Source organism: Ignavibacteriales bacterium, assembly GCA_026390595.1.
GTDB lineage: Bacteria > Bacteroidota > Ignavibacteria > UBA10030 > UBA10030 > UBA9647.
In genome coordinates this window covers 59,586-77,557 of sequence record JAPLFQ010000025.1, presented here as the reverse complement: position 1 = coordinate 77,557, position 17,972 = coordinate 59,586, and the positions used below count along the sequence as shown (strand labels likewise).

15 protein-coding genes are annotated in these 17,972 nt (G+C 55.1%); 6 read left to right on the top strand and 9 right to left on the bottom strand.

All coding sequences use genetic code 11. The features are described from left to right. Positions 1-3 precede the first annotated feature (3 nt). The 3 genes from NTU47_14275 (at position 4) to NTU47_14265 (ending at position 3,129) form a co-directional block, all read left to right on the top strand. A complete protein-coding gene (locus NTU47_14275; GenBank protein MCX6134975.1) occupies positions 4-1,209 on the top strand; it encodes a DUF1343 domain-containing protein in 1,206 nt (401 codons plus the stop codon). 273 nt (positions 1,210-1,482) lie between these two features. Next, positions 1,483-2,973: a sodium:solute symporter family protein gene (locus NTU47_14270; protein MCX6134974.1), complete on the top strand. Its 1,491-nt coding sequence runs from the start codon at positions 1,483-1,485 to the stop codon at positions 2,971-2,973. Beyond that, positions 2,974-3,129, top strand: a complete 156-nt coding sequence (locus tag NTU47_14265) for a hypothetical protein (GenBank protein ID MCX6134973.1) — start codon at positions 2,974-2,976, stop codon at positions 3,127-3,129. A gap of 81 nt (positions 3,130-3,210) precedes the next feature. On the opposite strand, the gene NTU47_14260 is transcribed toward NTU47_14265, so the two are convergent. Further along, positions 3,211-3,444 (bottom strand): hypothetical protein, encoded by a 234-nt coding sequence (locus NTU47_14260; GenBank protein MCX6134972.1) that lies wholly within the window; start codon positions 3,442-3,444, stop codon positions 3,211-3,213. Here NTU47_14260 and NTU47_14255 point away from each other — a divergent pair. Together NTU47_14255 and NTU47_14250 are read left to right on the top strand one after the other, a co-directional pair. After that, on the top strand, positions 3,425-4,336 hold the full coding sequence (locus NTU47_14255; GenBank protein MCX6134971.1) for a hypothetical protein: 912 nt from the start codon (positions 3,425-3,427) through the stop codon (positions 4,334-4,336). The two genes, NTU47_14260 and NTU47_14255, sit on opposite strands and share 20 nt — an antisense overlap. Beyond that, complete coding sequence (locus tag NTU47_14250; GenBank protein MCX6134970.1) at positions 4,333-6,885, top strand: Ig-like domain-containing protein; 2,553 nt, start codon at positions 4,333-4,335, stop codon at positions 6,883-6,885. The genes NTU47_14255 and NTU47_14250 overlap by 4 nt, the downstream gene beginning before the upstream one ends. 118 nt (positions 6,886-7,003) lie before the next feature. On the opposite strand, the gene NTU47_14245 is transcribed toward NTU47_14250, so the two are convergent. Together NTU47_14245 and NTU47_14240 are read right to left on the bottom strand one after the other, a co-directional pair. After that, positions 7,004-8,875, bottom strand: coding sequence for an Nramp family divalent metal transporter (locus NTU47_14245; protein MCX6134969.1), 1,872 nt, complete (start codon positions 8,873-8,875; stop codon positions 7,004-7,006). Further along, positions 8,876-9,529: a metal-dependent transcriptional regulator gene (locus NTU47_14240; protein ID MCX6134968.1), complete on the bottom strand. Its 654-nt coding sequence runs from the start codon at positions 9,527-9,529 to the stop codon at positions 8,876-8,878. Between the two features lie 182 nt (positions 9,530-9,711). On the opposite strand from NTU47_14240, the gene NTU47_14235 reads away from it, so the two are divergent. Next, positions 9,712-10,812: a response regulator gene (locus tag NTU47_14235; protein ID MCX6134967.1), complete on the top strand. Its 1,101-nt coding sequence runs from the start codon at positions 9,712-9,714 to the stop codon at positions 10,810-10,812. A gap of 183 nt (positions 10,813-10,995) precedes the next feature. Here the strand turns inward: NTU47_14235 and NTU47_14230 are convergent, their stop codons facing one another. The 6 genes from NTU47_14230 to NTU47_14205 form a co-directional block, all read right to left on the bottom strand. Then, positions 10,996-11,730, bottom strand: a complete 735-nt coding sequence (locus NTU47_14230) for an outer membrane lipoprotein-sorting protein (GenBank protein ID MCX6134966.1) — start codon at positions 11,728-11,730, stop codon at positions 10,996-10,998. Then, positions 11,730-13,004, bottom strand: a complete 1,275-nt coding sequence (locus NTU47_14225) for an MFS transporter (protein MCX6134965.1) — start codon at positions 13,002-13,004, stop codon at positions 11,730-11,732. Before NTU47_14225 ends, NTU47_14230 begins: the two co-directional genes overlap by 1 nt. Positions 13,005-13,036: 32 nt before the next feature. Next, positions 13,037-13,873, bottom strand: a complete 837-nt coding sequence (locus NTU47_14220; GenBank protein ID MCX6134964.1) for an ABC transporter permease — start codon at positions 13,871-13,873, stop codon at positions 13,037-13,039. Beyond that, positions 13,870-14,805 (bottom strand): ABC transporter ATP-binding protein, encoded by a 936-nt coding sequence (locus NTU47_14215; GenBank protein MCX6134963.1) that lies wholly within the window; start codon positions 14,803-14,805, stop codon positions 13,870-13,872. Before NTU47_14215 ends, NTU47_14220 begins: the two co-directional genes overlap by 4 nt. A 347-nt stretch (positions 14,806-15,152) precedes the next feature. Beyond that, the gene (locus tag NTU47_14210; protein MCX6134962.1) at positions 15,153-15,842 is read right to left on the bottom strand and encodes a hypothetical protein; all 690 of its coding nucleotides are present in this window, start codon (positions 15,840-15,842) and stop codon (positions 15,153-15,155) included. 25 nt (positions 15,843-15,867) lie between these two features. After that, on the bottom strand, positions 15,868-17,892 hold the full coding sequence (locus tag NTU47_14205; GenBank protein ID MCX6134961.1) for a hypothetical protein: 2,025 nt from the start codon (positions 17,890-17,892) through the stop codon (positions 15,868-15,870). Positions 17,893-17,972: the final 80 nt, after the last annotated feature.

Genomic DNA, 17,972 nt, shown 5'->3' with positions numbered 1-17,972 from the left:
ACATTGACGAAATCTGCAGCAATACCAAAAGCTCAGCATGCCGTGTCTATTGGAGCCGACCGGCTCCTGCATGATTCTACTGATCTCATTGCGGGAATGCGGGTCGGCGTCCTCACCAATCACACCGGGCGGCTGTCAGATGGGCGCTCCATCATCGATGCTCTTGCCGGTTCGGGAATCTGCGAAATCAAAGCGCTGTACGGTCCCGAGCATGGAATCGGCGGAGACACCCCTGACGGCGAAGTGGTCGAGCACGTCCTTCATCCGCGTTACGGGATCCAGGTCTACTCCCTTTACGGCAAGACGCATAAGCCAACCCGCGCAATGCTCGATGGGGTCGACGTCATAGTCTGCGACATACAGGATGTCGGGGCGAGATTCTACACGTTCATCTCCACCGTTGCGCTCGCGATGGAAGCCGCTGCAGAGCAGAACCTCCCATTCATCATACTCGACCGCCCGAATCCGATACGGGGACTTTCGTTCGACGGCCCGGTGCGCGTCTCTTCCCTCAGGTCATTTGTAGCGTGGATGCCCATCCCTGTCACACACGGTCTGACAATTGGCGAACTTGCGCGGCTTTGGAACGACGAAGGATGGCTGACGAACGGTGTCAAAGCCCCTCTCAATGTGGTCGGGATGGAGAACTGGGAGCGTTCGATGTGGTATGACGAAACGGGGCTTTCATGGATTCCTCCATCTCCAAACATGCCGTCACTTGAAACGGCCGTGATCTATCCGGGCGCTTGTTTTGTCGAAGGTACGTCCATCTCGGAAGGGCGAGGCACTTCCACTCCCTTCCAGGTCCTTGGCGCACCGTGGGCTGACCCGGACAGGATCTTAAAGGAGCTTTCGGCGTTTGATACTCCCGGCGTCGCATGCTCCGCTGCCGAGTTCACTCCGGCAGAGATTCCCGGAACCGCGAGCGAGCCGAAATTCGAGGGAACCGTCTGCCGCGGCATACGTCTTTCAGTGGTCGACCGGAACGCCGTCAGGCCCGTCCATCTCGGTGTATCAGTTCTCTCGGCTTTCAAGCGGGCTCACACCACCGAAACGGTTTTCCGGAATCGCCGGCTCGATATTCTGACGGGAAACAGGAGCGTACGGCTGCAGCTCGAGCGCGGCACTCATCCGGATGAGATCTGTGAGGGGTGGACGGAAGAACTCAGGTCCTTCGGAGACATTCGGGCGAAGTACTTGGTCTACTGAGCCTCCGGTAGAGGAGATAAGAACAGTTCTTCGTTAACCCGCCTGCCCCGAGAAGCATGGTTCGGCGGGCAGGTTATGCTGTCGAAGAATGCCCATTCGCAGAGCACCAGGTGAGCTGTCCAAATTGTAGGTCGAAATGACATTTCGACCAGGTTGAGATTCTCGAATCGTTTGGTTACGACAATTTTCTACGACTTGGCTGTTGGTCGAGAGTACTTTTTGGACAGCCCAGCACAGTTCGTAAATTCGAATCATCCATACAGACTCTGCCCTATGAACTTTCATCTTATTGACTGGATCATCCTCCTAGCGTATCTGGGTGTCTCCGTCTTCGTCGGAATCCGCGCCAAGCGGTACGTCGAGAACATGGAAGGGTACTTCGTAGCCGGAAGAAGAGTGAAGGTGGCACTCGGTTCGGCCACACTCATCGCCACAGAAATCGGCGTCGTGACCTTCATGTATTTCGGAGAGCTCGGGTACGTCACCGGACTCTCCTGTTTTGCCCTCGGAATCGTCGGAGTCTTCGGCTACCTCGTCATCGGAAAGACGGGCTTCATCGTCTCGGCCCTGCGGCGTCTGAAGATCATCACGATCCCTGAGTTCTACGAAATCCGCTATAACAAGAACGTCAGACTACTCGGGGGAATTCTGCTCTTCCTCGGCGGCGTGCTCAACATGGGCGTCTTCCTGAGGATGGATGGAATTTTCCTCACCGAGACGATGGGGTTCAGCCCGGATGTGCTCGCCATCGTGATGACAGTCATGCTTCTCATCGTCATCAGCTACACTGTGCTCGGCGGCATGTTCTCGGTCGTCATTACTGATTTCATGCAGTTCGTTCTGCTCACATTTGGCATGCTCGTGGCGACTCTCTTTGTTCTCATTCACGTGGATTTCACGAAGATAGGCGCCGTGGTCATGCAGCAATTCGGTGAGGCGGGTGTGAATCCGATAGTCAATCCCCGGTTCGGATGGAGCTTCCTGCTCTGGATGATGATTGGAAGCATCGCAATCTCCGCACTCAATCAGCCGGCTGTTTCCAAGTCGTTTGCCTCGGAAAGCCCTGAGGTTGGCCGGAAGGTCTTCCTCTTCACAGGCATTACGCTCGCGGGACGATACATGATTCCGATGTTCTGGGGAGTGGCTGCGCTGGCGATGTTTGGGCCGTCACTGAAACCGACGACGGCGATGCCTCGGCTCCTTGGAACCGTTGTCCCTTCGGGTTTTCTGGGATTGATGGTCGCCGGCATGCTCGCCGCTTCGATGTCGACGTACAGCGCTTACATGTTGGCCTGGAGCTCCGTCGCCACACGGGACATACTCGCCCCGCTCAGCAAGAAAGAGTTTTCTGAGAAGACGACAATTCGGCTGAGCAGAATCATCTCGGTCCTGATCGGAGTTTTCATCCTGATATTTGGCTTATTCTACGAGCTCCCGGCGACGGCGTTCCAGTACATCGCCATCACGGGGGCAATGTACGCCGCCGGCGCTTTCGGGTGTGTGGCGTTCGGACTCTATTGGAAGCGGGCGAACGTCGTCGGCGCTTATTGCTCATTGGGTTTTGGTGCCATCGCTCCAATTGGTTTTCTGGTTCTGGAACAGATGAAAGATCGCCTCCCTGCTTCCATGCTTTTTCTTGTCGACGTCAATGTTTCAGGACTGATGAGCTTCGTTCTCGCTGTGACCGGGATGATCGCAGGGTCCCTCCTCACACAGCGTTCGCATCCGCCTGTCGTCCTGCAGGCGCAGAAAGAAGGAGAGTGAATGATGGATACATCAGTGCTCGTCTGGTTCGTCGTGTTCGTCTTCGCCGCACTTCTCTTCTTCGGGACGGCAGTTGTGATCACGGTGGTTGGGATTCAGGACCTGAAAGACCTTCTTTCCCGATCAACAAAGAAGGGAACAGAACCGACAGCTTGACAAGCATCCGGTTCGTGCGACGAGATGAACCGCAAGCGTCGCAAAGATCACCACGCGTGAACTGCTAGTTGAAGAAGACGCTTAATCCTCTCTTGGCGGGCCTTGGCGTTCTTGGCGGTTATTCATAATACGCTGTGCGGCCGACCTGAGCATGCCGACAATCGTCGACAATCCGATTTGTGAACCGCCGTGCGCCCGGGACAAAGCACGTTGATTCAAACGCATTCTTTGCGTTAATTGACTCTGCACCGCGGTTTCAACTTTCACCATGACAATCGAGAAAAATATGACCCGAATGAGATCGTTGTTCTTCATGTTGATGGCCCTCTGCGCATCGATCGGCTATGCACAGATTACGATCACCCGCACCGAGAAACTGACCCTTTCAGGTTCCAACACCTGGTCGCATCCTCAGTTCTCTCCAACGGGAAGCCTGATCTACTTCACAAGCGTTGACGGCAACGGCATCTGGGAGTATACACCCAGGACGAAATCCATCCGGCAAATAACCTCCGACGCCAAATCGGGTCTTGCTTATAACATTTCGGCTGATGGGAAGAGCATTATCTATCGTCGAACGCAGCATGACAAAACGGGTCGGACCAGAAGGCAGGATGTCGTTTTGATGAATCTCGCAAAACGCTCACAGACGGTCGTTGCTTCAGGCACGGACCTATCCGCCCCTTCGTTCTCTGACAACGTGCCTGTCTATTCGACTAAATCCAGGATTGATAAACTGCCGAAGAGCGCGGCCGTCACCAACGTCTCAATTCTGGGCATCGAGGATACGAAAATTGCTCTCAATGTGAATGGGACCAAAACCCTCCTCGATCCCCTCGGCAAGGGAAGCTATGTCTGGCCGGCTCTTTCCCCCGACAAACAGCAGATCGTGGCGTACGAAATGGACCGAGGTGCGTTCGTATGCAATCTGAGAGGGGCTGTCATCAGCAGGCTCGGCCGCCGCGACGCACCATCCTGGGTCAGGTCCGGAAAGTGGATCGTGTATATGGAGGACAAAGACGACGGTCACAAATTGCTTTCCTCGGACCTTTTTGCAGTGAGCCCGGACGGCAAAACCGTCACCCAGCTCACTTCTACCGCCGGCATACTGGAGCTGTATCCCCAATGCTCGCCGACGGAGAACAAGATCGTTTGCAGTACATCGGACGGAAGCATACTGGTTCTTGAGTACGAGGAGCGCCAATGAAAAAGCTCACGCTCTTCCTCGCCCTCGTTTGTGGCACCTCCTTCACAGCGCTCGCCCAGCGTACCGATCTGACCGGCATCAAGATCTGCATCGATCCGGGTCACGGCGGACACAACCCTGCGAATGACCGCTACCTGATTCCCGATCCCGGGACGGCGTACTGGGAATCCGAAAGCAACTTCCAGAAAGCCCTGGCTCTGAAACAGCTCCTGGAAGCCAAAGGGGCGGCTGTCATCCTGACTCGCAATACGAACGACTACCCATCAGACAACGAACCATCATTGGCCACGCGCGTCGCCCTCGCAAACGCGAATAACGTCACGTGGTTCCATTCAATTCACAGCAACGCAACGGGTCTCACCTCGAACACCTCCACCAACTACACGCTGATGATGGTGCGCGAAAAGGTCGTTGCCGGCGGAGACCCAGTCTATGGCCCGGGCACCGGACAACCGGAAACCGTGGAGGCCTGGAGCATGCAGCCGATTATGGGCCCCTACATCCGGGATAAAATGAGAACAAAGAGCTATACGCGGACACTCGACTGGACCTTCTACGGCGGCAGCAATGGAGGTTATACGCTCGGAGTCCTTCGGGGACTACAAATGCCGGGCGAGCTTTCGGAAGGTGAATTTCATGACTACTTCCCCGTGACTCGTCGATTGATGAATATCAGCTACTGCAAAATGGAGGCCTACGCGATTCGCGATGGATTCCTGACGTATTTTGGCGTACCCGCCGATTCGCTCTCTATTGTTGCCGGGGAACTCTCCGAACTTGGAACCAACAAATTGATCGACGGCGTCAAGGTCCGGCTTCTGCCCGAAAACATCGTCTACACCGGCGACCTGTACCACAACGGTTATTACATGCTCGACGGCTTGAAGGCAGGCACACACACGCTGAGGTTCGAGACTCCGGGTTTCAAGGTCGACTCCGTGCAATTCACGGTGGGCATAGGTGAAACGAAGTTCATCGACAAACAGTTTGAGTCCACAGCTGCCCCCGTCATCCTGGCGAATACTCCGACGAACAACGATACTTCGTACGCTGCTTCCGGTCAAATTCAGATTGTCTTCTCGAAAATCATGGACACGGCATCCGTGAGAAGTGCGTTCTCCATCAAGCCATCTGTCAGGGGAACGCTCCTCTGGACCAGCAGTAATACTGTTCTCACGTTCAAGCCCGATTCGGTTGTGTTGCCGTTCAGCACCTTGTTCACGGTCCGCATTGAAGGAACGGCACGGTCTCAGAGCGGGCTTCTGATCGACGGAAACGGGGACGGTGCGCCGGGCGACGCCCTGCAGATAGTGTTCAAGACGCGTCCGGTGGATGTGTGGGCTCCGGTTGTCATCGCTTCCTCTCCCGCCGCTGGTGCGGTCGTCTCGCCGAATAGCGTGGTCAACGTCTCTTTTGATGAACCGCTGCATCAAGGTACCATCAGCCCTCCCAACGTCGTAATTAGAGAGGTTGGCGGCCCGCTTCTCGCCAAAACGCTCCAATATACCGAAGCCAACGGTCGTGGCGGAATCAACATCTATCCGCAGGGAGGATTGATTGCCGGGAAGTCATACCAACTGCGCATCAGCGGCGTGTCGGATCTCAGTGGCAATCCCATTTCCACAGCGACACCTCTGATCTGGTCATTTTCCGTTGCCCCAATCGCACTGCAGTCCACGATCATCGAGGACTTCAGCGCCTCTATTGGCTCATGGTTTCAGCCCCTTGTCAGCGGGAGCACGATGGGTGCCGACAGCGCAACCTTCGTACGGGATTCGATTGTCACATTGAGCGTTCTCCCCGCAAGCTCTCGCTCAGGGAAACTCGCATTCTATTGGAATACCACAACAGCGTCTGATTGGATGATCCGTGAGTATCTTAGCGGCGGCCCCGGCCGCGGTATCACATGGAGTAAACGCGGTACAAAACTGCAGGCGTACGTCTATGGCGATGGGAGCGGTACGCTGTTCCGTTTCGCTGTGGACGACAGTGTGGACGCATTTCCGGACGGTACATCACAGAACCACGAAGTCAACCAGTGGACTCCGATCGATTGGGTTGGGTGGAGGTTGGTCGAGTGGGATTTTGAGAACGACTCCGTTGGAACCTGGCTCGGGAACGGCAAGCTGGAGGGATCGCTCAGGTTTGACAGCTTCCAATTGAAGTATGCGGCCGGATCCAAGATCAAATCCGGCGTGATAAACGTTGCCCAGATTCAGGTTGTCAAAGGGACCGTCACCGCTGTCGAACCCGCAAGTGCTTCTCTGCCTCTTGCGTTCGACCTGGATCAGAACTACCCTAACCCGTTCAATCCCACAACAGCTATTAGCTATCAGCTAATAGCCAATAGCCTTGTGACCCTCAAGGTGTATGACATGCTCGGTCGCGAAGTGACGACGGTCGTCAACGAAATGGGAGTTGCTGGAAAGCATACCGCGGTGTGGGATGGGAAGAATGATCGCGGAGAATCGGTCTCGTCCGGAGTTTACCTGTATCAGTTGAGGGCGGGAGGCTTGGTCATGACGAAGAAGATGGTTCTGCTCAAGTAGCCCCCGCGCTGTAACCTTCCATCACGGTCACCTTCCGAGGGATATCCAGTCTACAGTGAGTCCTTCGGAAGGTCACTCGTCTCACTTCTCCCGTCTTACGCCTCACGCCTTTCTTTCTTCACTGCACCACCAGCACCGGAATCGCCAACCCATGCCGGACCTTTGAAACGGATGTACCGAAGAACAGATCCTTCAATCCTGTGTGCCCGTGCCCTCCCATTACCAGGAGATCGACGTTCATCTCCTTCGAGAGTTTGACGATTTGTTCCGGGGCGCGGCCATAGCCGAGAGCAGTGGTTACCTCGACTCCCGTCTTGCGGACCTGTTCGGCTACACTCTCAAGGTGCTCTTTGTCCTCCCGCGCTTCATCATCAAACGCATCCGACCCAAAGAGCTGTCCTCCAACCCCTTCGACAATGTGGAACAGGAAGAGCGAGGCGTCATACCCCTTCGCAAGAGATTGGGCGTGTGAAAGCACCTTCGGATCGACCGGACTGTAATCGATCGCCACACCGATTCTTGAGAAACGCTGAGGTATGAGTTCGATCTTTTCCGGTATACGCGGTGCGGGCTTGCGCCAAATCTTCCACGATTTCGGCAGCGAAATGTAAATCTGGAGCAACGCGCCCGCCACCGCGATCGGGACCGCCGTCAGCCAGAGCCAGATGGCATTCGAGGCGGCGCCTGATATCCAATTTGAGATTTGCGAAACGAGAAGAGCCGAATTCAACAGACAGATGGTTCCCGCAACAATCCAGGCAAGAATCTTTACCCACAGTTTGTTCACGAAGACTCCCATGATCTGCTTGTCACTCGTGAACCGTATCAGCGGAATGACCGCAAACGGAAGCTGGATGCTGAGAATGACCTGGCTCATGATAAGGAGGTCGTACGAACCCCGGTCTCCCTTCAATGAAATAACGATGACAGCGGGCACGATGGCGATGAGGCGGGTGATCAAACGGCGCAGGAACGGGCGCACCCGGAGCTTCAGGAAGCCTTCCATGACAATTTGGCCTGCGAGAGTGCCTGTGAGGGTGGAACTCTGGCCTGCGGTCACGAGGGCGACGCCAAACAGCGTCCCGGCGAGCGCTGTGCCCATCAGCGGACTGAGCAGCTCGTGTGCCTGCTGAATTTCAGTGACGACCACACCCCGCGTGAAGAAGACGGCCGCAGCGACGATCAGAATGGCTGCGTTCACGAAGAACGCCGCGTTGAGCGCGATCGTTGTATCGATGAAATTATATTTGCACGCTATCCGCTTGCTCTCCTCCGTGTTCCCGACAATCCGGGTCTGCACGAGCGCGGAATGAAGGTACAGGTTATGCGGCATGACCGTGGCTCCCAGGATACCTATTGCAACGTAGAGACTCTCTGAATTGAGGCGCGGGATGAACCCTGTCAGAACATCGCCCCAGACCGGCCCTGCCAGGAATACTTGAATGATGAAGCTGATCCCGATTGTCGAGATGAACATCAGGATCATTGCTTCCATTTTGCGGATCCCGTAGTTTTGAATGACGAGCAGCAGCATCGTGTCGAACCCGGTGATGATGACGCCATAGATCAGGGGAAGTCCGAAGAGCAGGTTCAATCCGATCGCGGTTCCCAGAACCTCCGCGAGATCGCATGCGGCGATCGCAATTTCACACAGGACCCAAAGGATGTAGGCCACTGGCTTTGGGTAGTTGTCGCGGCACGCTTGGGCGAGGTCCCGGCCCGTCACGATTCCCATCCTGGCAGACAAAGTCTGGAGCAGGACAGCCATCAGGTTGGACATGAGCAGGACCCAGATCAGCTGGTAGCCGAAGCGCGCTCCTCCTTCGAGGTCAGTCGCCCAGTTGCCCGGATCCATATATCCGACGCTGACGAGGTACGCCGGTCCGATGAAGGCGAGAACGCGCTTGAACACACCAGCGCCTTCGGGAATCTTCACCGAGTGGTGGACCTCCGAGAGCGAAACACCCGATCGTTCAGATTGCAGCGTCATCTATTTCTCCTCCACAAAAATATTTTCCGCAAGCTTGGCGCTCACAAACTGTTCTTTCCGTCCTATTTCTACACGGATCGATCCGTCGAACCCGATGTGTTCCTTGACCCTGACTTTCTTGTTCAGACTGATACCGAGCCTGGACGCATACTGCAGGGCCTGCGAGTCTGCGTCATTGACGCGGGCGACTGTGACCGTTTCACCAGATTCGACCTGCGAAAGTGAGCGATACTCGATTTGTTCGATGCTTCCGTCTATCGCGGGAATGACATCGCCGTGGGGATCTTTTCGCGGATGCCCGAGGGCTTCGTCGAGCCTCCGCTCAAGCCTTTCGGAGGTGAGGTGTTCCAGCCGATCGGCCTCCTCGTGAATCTCGTGCCAGGGATACTTCAGCACCTCGACAAGAAAGAGCTCCCACAGTCGATGACGCCGGAGAATCTTGAGCGCGCTCTTGCGTCCTTCCGCGGTAAGTTCCACTCCTTTGTACGGCGCGTACGTGAGAATCCCCTCGTCCGCAAGCTTCTTGATCATCTCTGTGACCGACGGGGCGGAGACTCCCAGCCATTCGGAAAGGGATGAAGTCGATACTCTCCCTCCCCCTTCCTGGAGCTTGTAGATGCTTTTGAGATAGTCTTCGACGTTCTCGCTCGCCATTGATCGTCCACCTCCACAACCGGAGAAGAAGTTCACTCGTCCTAAATTATTAGGGTTGCCTAAATATATACTAAGGCGCACAGAAAGTCAATAATCGCACGACCCTCTCCGGCTTAATCCTTGTTTCTCATACAACTTCCTTCTATTTTTGGCAATATTTCTTCTAGCAATCAGGACAGCGCGTGCCCAAAATACTTGTCATTGACGACGACGAACTCATCTGCGAGATGATCTCTTCCACACTGCAGATGGAGGGATTTGTGACTATTAGCGCTCTCGACGGCGACAAGGGAATCGAAGCGGCCCGTAAGCATGCTCCTGACCTCATCATCTGCGATGTCATGATGCCAACAATGGATGGCTTTGCCACATTGACCGCCATCCGGAAGGACCCATCCACGGCGACGACGCCGTTCATTTTCCTTACAGGCCAGACGGCGAAATCCGACATGCGCCAGGGAATGGATCTGGGTGCGGACGACTTCCTTGCGAAGCCCATCATGGTGAACGAACTTGTGGCGGCAATCCGGACGCGCCTTCAGAAACAAGAGCTCGCCCGCAAGGAAACTGAGCGCAAACTCGACGAGTTGCGCGTCAACCTCAGCCTCTCCCTTCCACACGAGATCAGGACTCCCCTCAGCGGCATTATCGGGTTTGCCGAGATCCTTCGCGATGACAACGCCACCCTGAAACCCGATGAAATATCGGAAATGGCGAGATTCATCCTCAAGTCGACAACGCGCCTGGGTCACCTGGTCGAGAACTTCCTCACCTACGCTCAGCTTCAGATTCTCACGGCCAATCCAAACAAGACGACGTTTGTCGGCAAAGAAGCGAGCGTTATTCTCAAAGCCCACATCGAAGAGTCCGCACGAAAGAAAGCGAAGGAATACGAGCGCTCGAACGACCTCCGCCTCTCGGTGGGAACAGCGGAAGCGGCCATATCAACTCAGGGGATGAAGCGAATCTTCGAGGAGATCATTGACAACGCGCTCAAGTTCTCAAAATCCGGATCAGCGATTGAGGTTACCACAGAGCAGTCCGACCATAGTCTCATTCTGAGGGTGAGAGACCACGGGGTCGGCATTGATGCGAAGAATATTGGAGACATCGGAGCGTATAAGCAGTTCGATCGGAATCGACTTGAGCAGCAAGGTTCCGGACTCGGCATCGCGATTACCAAGCATATGGTCGAACTCTACGGCGGACGTTTCAGCATCGAGAGCGAAATCGGAAGCGGCACGACAGTGACGATCGAGCTACCCCGCGTTACACTGAGCTAGTGTTCCATCCCGCATGTACTTTGAATAAGTGGAAATGTCACTCCTAACGGAGTTCACAGAAAATGCCTCGCTTTTCGATCCATAGACATCTCGTCCCTGACGGGACTCTTTCAAACAACTTCAGAGATACAGCGCTAGAGGCTCGGACGAAAACACGTCATTCCCGGATACTCCCCCTTCTGCTCACTTCTTCTTTGGCGCTTCGTCCCGCTTTTCAAAAATTTCGTCCGACAGCCCAACGTTGAGTTTATACTCGAGGTACCTGACGGAGATACTGCCACTGCGGCTTGGACGCGGGGATTCGTCAAATTGAGGCGGGGCTGCCATATCGACATCGAGCCGTTTCTGTGAAGAATCCCGCGCCACGACTTCAAAAGTGGCCTTCATCGTCTTCGGAAGCAGGAAGCCTCCTGACTGTTCGGCGTAGGTAAACGAGAGGCGGAGAGTCCGCCCCTGGTACGGGATTGTTTCGATGCGGCTGATCGTCCAGGTCCCGGGATCAATCCAAAGCACGAGCTGTCCCGGCCGGACCGCGGCTTCCTTCGCTGTCAGCTCAATTTTGTGGACCTTCCTGCCATCAAGAATTTCTTCCCCCATCACTCGCGGGTTATACCGATCTCTCAGCAATGCAGCATTCAACGCAATTCCTTCGCGCGGAAGCATCGCGAAATTCGATGACGAAAAGTGTACTTTGTCCGGCTTCTTGAAGTACATCGTCGCGCTCATCCGCGGAACACGGATACGCTCCATGTCGACATCAGCCTCGATCGTAGCTACGAAATCCCGCAACCCCTCCGTTGTTTTCCCCACGTTCTGCATCATCGCGATTGCTGCTGCATCGGTATTCTTCTTCTGAGCAGAAACTGACATTACGGCAATGCATACGAGAATCGATATGAGAAAGGCGATCCTGTGCATCACGCCCCCTGAGCCGCTTCGCTGCGGGCAACCACGAGGTTGTAGATCCACATTAAAATCGTCGCCCCCACGCCAATACCAATGAGCGCAAGCCAGACGTTTTCCGGTTTCCCCGCAGCTTTGGATGTCTGATACAGCCAGCCGCCAAGAGGGTCACCGACGAAACGTGCGATTGCGATAGGAAGAAACGCATACCCCTGGAACAACCCTTGCTGCCCCGCCGGCGCAATCTCCGAAATATACTCATAGTATCGCGGAGCTTGTATCATCTCTCCGATGGCGAACGCAACGATTCCTGCGGCGATCGTCGGAACGCTCGGGAATATGCCGATGATGATCCAGATCAGGCTGGACATCGCGAAGCCGGCAAGAATTGCCGTCCTTGTGGTCAAGTGCTTCGTCAACCTGTTGATTGGAATCTGCAACAGGATGATTGCCCCGGCTCCCGCCCAGGACTGCAGGATTTCATACGGGTACGCCTTGTCAATGTAGTCCACCACGTAATACGGGACGATGATGAACTCCTGCCAGAAAATGATCCAATAGAGGGAATAGATGAGAAGGAAGATCATGAACTTGAAATTGGCGAGGACAACGAACAGGTTGGCGATTTTCTTGCCGAGCGATTCCTTCACTTCTGTCGCCTCGGATTTGATCTCCTTGTAGAGCAGCAGATTGACGATCAGCATCGCAAGGCAGCTTGCTGATGAGACCATATACACGAACTCATTCCCGAGACTGTCTCGGACGAAGTAGGCAATCGTGGGCCCGACCATGGCACCTACATTGACCAACCAGTAATAGATGGCAAAGCCGAGCGACTTGGTCTCGGGCTTGGAGCCGAGCGCGACTGTTCCCAGCACAGATGGTTTGATGAACGAGCCGCCGAACGCGGTGAAGACAAGAAAAATAACCAGCAGCCAGTATTGCGACATGCCGCCATAGATTCCGGCGAAGACCGACATCCCCATCGACCCAATCAGGAAATAGCCGAGGGCGAGGATCGAAAACGCGATGTTGAATGCACGCCGAAAGCCCCACTTGTCTGCGAGGGTCCCCCCGAGTATGGGAAGAAGATAAATCAGTCCCCCGAAGATCCCAGAAAGTTGGCCGGCCTCCGCCTCGGTGAACCCGAGTTTGTTTCGCATGTAGATCATGAAAACGATCTGCTGGCCATAGTAGGCCAGCCGTTCGAACAACTCCATCCCGTTTGCGACCCAGAAGGTTGGATGAAAACCCTCCCGCATTCGTTGAAGTCCGCTTTGGCTCTCCACAGGTACTCCCTGATTGGTGGTGGGTGATGGTTCTATGAAAGAATATCTTTGCGGCGGAATATCAGCCAGGCCGCGACAACAAAGGCCAGTGAATATGCCCCGAGAACCGCCGACGAAGTGCCGATGGAATCCCATGGAACGGGATCCTCAAAAACCTTCTGCCACACATTCATGTAATTGGTGTAAAGATACGGCTTGATATTCTGGAACAGCTCGAGCGGGATTACCGTGACGAGGAGGAAGATCATGTTGACTCCCATCGTGCTGATAATCGGACCGATCGAGTTTTCCACGAACGAGGAGAAGAAGAACGAGAGCGACGCGATCGTGATCATGGCCCACGCAGCCAGGAAGTACCCCACAAGAAACCGCCACGCCACATCGGACTCCGGCAGTATCAGAATTCCCCGCACCAGGACAATCAGGTCCCCTCCGCCGAGCAGGATATGCGACAAACCGATGCTCAGACCAGCCATGAAAACTACAAAAACAACCGTGTAAATGGCCGTTGTATAGTATTTCGAAAGGAAGATGCGGGTACGTGAAACAGGGCGGACGAGAATCAGTCTGTACGTGCCGGCTGTGGCTTCACCCGCAAGCTGGTCCCCTGCCACGAACGAGATCAGCAAAGGGATGTGAACCCAGAGGCTGTTCATCATGTTGTGAGCGACGAACCAGCCATTGAACAGATTCCCGACGAAAAAGAAATCCTGTTGCAGCGAACGAAGAGAGTGCTGCAGGAACCGCCCCCCCTCGAACTTCATAGCTACCTCCACGAGAGGGACAACAACCCCCACCAGGAGAAAACCGATGTAGGTTCGCTTCTTCAGAAAGGTCTTGATCAATTCGTAATAGACGAGACGGATCATTGCTTCTCTTCCTTCCCTTCCGTAACGCCCCCCTCGGTAATCGAAAGGAAATACTCTTCGAGCGACCGTCGCGGGACCAGCGCCTGGACGTCAACTCCCTCCCGGACGAGAGCCCGGGCAAGTTCGGGAACATCCTCGAAGGACATCGGCACTTCGAACGCATCTCCTTTTTCTATGATCTTGCTGGCACCACGCGCGGCCAGCACTGTTCTGACTTTTTCAAGCGGGCGCCCCTGGACGGTGACGACCTTCTCTCCTTTTTCAAGCAGCGTGGCCACGTCGCCCTGCGTCACGAGCTCGCCCCGGTTGATGACCGCCATGCGATTGGCGACCAGTTCCACCTCATTGAGGAGATGCGAGGAGAGCATGACCGTCTTGTTCTGATCGCTGGCGAGATGCCGGATAAGATCTCGGATCTCCTTCATTCCCTGCGGATCGAGTCCGCTTGTCGGTTCATCGAGAATGACAAATTCAGGGTTGGCGAGGAGAGCCTGTGCAATCCCAAGGCGCTGTTTCATCCCGTGGGAGTACGTTTTGACCTTGTCGGCAGCACGTGAAGCGAGGCCGACCAGGTCGAGTACTTCGGCGATTCGTGTCTTGCTCACGCCGCCGTTCAGTGCGCCGACAATTTCGAGGTTTCTGCGGGCGGAAAGATAATTATAGAAGTCGGGCTTTTCGACGATTCCCCCGATGGACAAGAGAGCTTTCTCCCGTTCCTTCTCAAGAGACTTGCCGAAGAGAAACACCTCGCCTTCTGTGGGCCTGATCAGGGAAAGCAGCATGCGGATGGTGGTACTCTTGCCGGCCCCGTTGGGACCAAGGAACCCGAACACATCTCCGCGATGGACTTCGAGGTCGAGATGATGAACAGCCCACCGGCTCTTGTACTGCTTGCCGAGGTTCTTGGTTTGTAGGATTATCTCGCCCGTCAAGGGATCCTGGGGATAGTAAGAGAGAGCGCGAATTCTGTCAGACAATAGTGCGGGCAATGTAGAGCTTATTTGAGGTATTTTCAAGGGTGCTCCATACTTCGTCAATCGTCATTCGTTGATCGGCGTTCTCCGCCGGAGGTGCCAGCCCGCCTCATAGAACATGTGAGGCTGGCGAGGATGCGCCTCCGGCGCAGATATCACCAAGATCATCATGTCTCTGAGAAGAACGAATCGCCTGTGAATATCAAAAAATGAACAATCGATCTCCGAATTTCCAAATGTGCTCCCAAAAACAGCAACGCCGCAGACTGAGCCGCGGCGTTGAGTGAAAACAATATGTCTCTGAGCTACTTTACCTGCTTCAACCTGTCGAGTGCACCCTGCACCTTTTTAGCCTGGGCAGAAGGCAGATTCTCCCTCGAGAGCAGAGAGTATTCCGTGACCGCCTCTTTCGTGAGCTTCATCTTCTCGAATGCCGTCGCCACGGTCAACCGGGCGTCGAAATTCGCTTTCAGTTCAGGGTGCGTCCGCAGCGTCTCTTTGGACTTCAGGATGGAAGTCGCATAGTAAGAGTTGTCAAACAGGACGCGGGCTCCGTGGAGTTCCATCTCTCCCACTTTGGTATCAGTGAATACCGGCGCGCTTGTTTTCGCCGCGTTGTCACCGTGGAGCACAGTTGCCGAGGGGATGGCGAGTTCATCGCGTTCCCGCGGCGGCACCGCGAGGATGTTCTGCATTGCCAGCTTCAGAAGGAAGTCTTCCTGGCTCAGCTGCCGGACATCCGAGATGTCGAGAATGGTCATTTCCGGCACCGTCAGCTTGCGCTTGTCGGCCTCGATTGTCGCTGTTGCGCCGGGTCCCGTTCTCATGCTATCCTCGGGCTTCAGAAGGTCGCCCACTTTCAGTTTCCTCCACTCTTCCATGACCCCTTTCCGCACTTCCACGTTTCCTTTCATCGCCTTGACGACAAAATCGCCTGCACGCAATGGAACAGCCATCAGCGCCGCGATCATGATCCACAGTAGCCGAGTACGCATTGTTGTATCCTTTCAGTTCAGGTCTTTATTGAAGCATCAGGTCAACCAGCCGGACCCAACCCCGGACAACTCCGAGTCCGACCTCGACAGAATCAAAATACTCTTTCGCCCCCACTTCCCACGCACGCTGGAACCCTTCCGTGATCGCCGTGGTCTCAACGGGCACCCAGACAGTTTCTTCACCCCGTTCGTTCTTCCGGACCACATACCGCTTGGGGTTATCGCTTATGAGCTTCGCCTGCGCAGCAGGGACCCCGGTATCAAACATCATGAAGATGTGCGCTTCATCCATCCGCTGCGGCGGCACCACATCGATGAAGGCGGTGCTGATCCCCACGCTCGACAGCAGGGAAGAAAAACAGACAGTCATGTCGTCACAATCGCCGCCCCTCAGTACCAGTGTTTCCGATGGAAACTGGACCCTGTCCTTGCTCGCCTTCGGGTCGTTCACGTATGTCAGACGCGTCGCAAACTCGTTAAACAGCAACCTGGCCGATCGGAATTTCTCGAGCTGCCTGGTCGCCGCAGCCATCGTGTCCTTGTTCTGGCTCATCACGGACCGCGTGAATCGCATGATGTCCGGATCTTCGGGCGTCACAAAGTAGCGGAGCGTCAGCGCGTCTCCGTCCCAATCATTCCTACCCCGGATGATCACGCGCGTCTGGCTCTTGTCGTCGTAGTCTTCTGCCGGCGAGGCCTTGACGAAGACCTCCGCCGCTCTCAGGACCATCGACGGGACAAACCGAATTGCGTCGTTGAAAATCGCATAGAAAGGAACATCGGCCTCGGCATTCGGCTCTATGTATACGGGCCGCGGCGTCTCCGTCGGGCCGTCCATGTACTGATCGACGAAGAACGAGACTTTTGCCGAGATCGGCTTTGACGAAATATTCTTGACCCTCGCCTTGCCCAGCGGCCTGGACGCGAGCAGCTGGTAGGACGAAGGATACACTTCACTCAGTATCTGCACATACTCGATCTTCGCCCAGACTTCGCGCGTTCGTCCGAGCGAGATATTGGCCGAGAGTAGAATCTGGCTCGGCGTGAAGGCGTTGTAGCCCAGGTCCTGCACGCCCCTGTCAACGAACTCCTGAACCGACGGCTGTGACCGTGACTTCAGGAACTGAACATAACTCAGGTTGAGCTTTGCCGGACCGTATGAAAAACCGACACCGCCGGAGAACCCTGCGACAAACTGCGACGACGTACCACCGAATAACACTCCCTGTCGCAGCGCCCAACGTTCCGCCACCCTCCACTCCGCACCGAATCCGCCTCTTGCCTGCGTGTCGAAATCGAATGCGAACACCGTGGTCTGCGACGCCTGGTATGCCGCTCCTACCCGAAGTGTTTTCACATTTCGCAGAGCATACTTCAGAACGTCCTGCGGGAGTTCGCTTTCGGTCAATCGAAACAGGTTCTTCGCAACCGCGCCGAAACTCCACTCTCCCTCTGGTTTCCAGTTCAACCCAACATCAATATTCCAGGCGCTACCGGAAAAATTGAGGGTTTCAATACGCCCGAGAATTCCAAGTTCTGTGATAAGCCTTGTGTCAGTGAGGTACTGTTCCCTGTACCTCGCGCTGATTCCCAGTCCCACCGTGGGCGTCACCTGATACCCGTAGGCAAGCGCAAATTCCTCCCGGTAGCTGATGCGCCTCCCGTTATCGATCTTTGCGCTGTCTCCCTGAAATGAGAACGAACTCGGCTCGATGAAATCGAGGTTCATTCCCGGCGAATACGAAGCTGCGACGACGTGAGCATCCAGGAATCGTTTCGCAGTCCCGGCCGTGTACAGAGAAATCCCTTTCAAAGGAACATCGCGTCGAAAAGCTGCATACGATGACGCGGTAAGATCCCAATCACGTATAGACACCAAGCCGGCAGGATTCCAATCGATACTCGCTATGTCATCCGAGAGCGCCGTAAACGCGCCGAGCGCGGAACCGCGCGCGGACGTCAGGTGCTGCCCGAAGGCAGTGACGGTAACGAATTGAAAAAGTATGAATGCCCGGCGTAGTCTGGAAGATCTTTGCTTTGTGGGGAACACGCAAGAATCTAGGCGCCGTTATGAAACAACATCAAAGCTCTGACTTTATCTCCTTTGTGTTCTACGTGTGATCGTGATCG

Bases quoted from the DNA above. Each gene is read 5' to 3' on its own strand.
- NTU47_14255 (MCX6134971.1), top strand. From the start codon at position 3,425: ATGAGATCGTTGTTCTTCATGTTGATGGCCCTCTGCGCATCGATCGGC.
- NTU47_14240 (MCX6134968.1), bottom strand. From the start codon at position 9,529: ATGGCGAGCGAGAACGTCGAAGACTATCTCAAAAGCATCTACAAGCTC.
- NTU47_14265 (MCX6134973.1), top strand. From the start codon at position 2,974: ATGATGGATACATCAGTGCTCGTCTGGTTCGTCGTGTTCGTCTTCGCC.
- NTU47_14245 (MCX6134969.1), bottom strand. From the start codon at position 8,875: ATGACGCTGCAATCTGAACGATCGGGTGTTTCGCTCTCGGAGGTCCAC.
- NTU47_14260 (MCX6134972.1), bottom strand. From the start codon at position 3,444: ATGAAGAACAACGATCTCATTCGGGTCATATTTTTCTCGATTGTCATG.
- NTU47_14250 (MCX6134970.1), top strand. From the start codon at position 4,333: ATGAAAAAGCTCACGCTCTTCCTCGCCCTCGTTTGTGGCACCTCCTTC.
- NTU47_14220 (MCX6134964.1), bottom strand. From the start codon at position 13,873: ATGATCCGTCTCGTCTATTACGAATTGATCAAGACCTTTCTGAAGAAG.
- NTU47_14270 (MCX6134974.1), top strand. From the start codon at position 1,483: ATGAACTTTCATCTTATTGACTGGATCATCCTCCTAGCGTATCTGGGT.
- NTU47_14230 (MCX6134966.1), bottom strand. From the start codon at position 11,730: ATGCACAGGATCGCCTTTCTCATATCGATTCTCGTATGCATTGCCGTA.
- NTU47_14210 (MCX6134962.1), bottom strand. From the start codon at position 15,842: ATGCGTACTCGGCTACTGTGGATCATGATCGCGGCGCTGATGGCTGTT.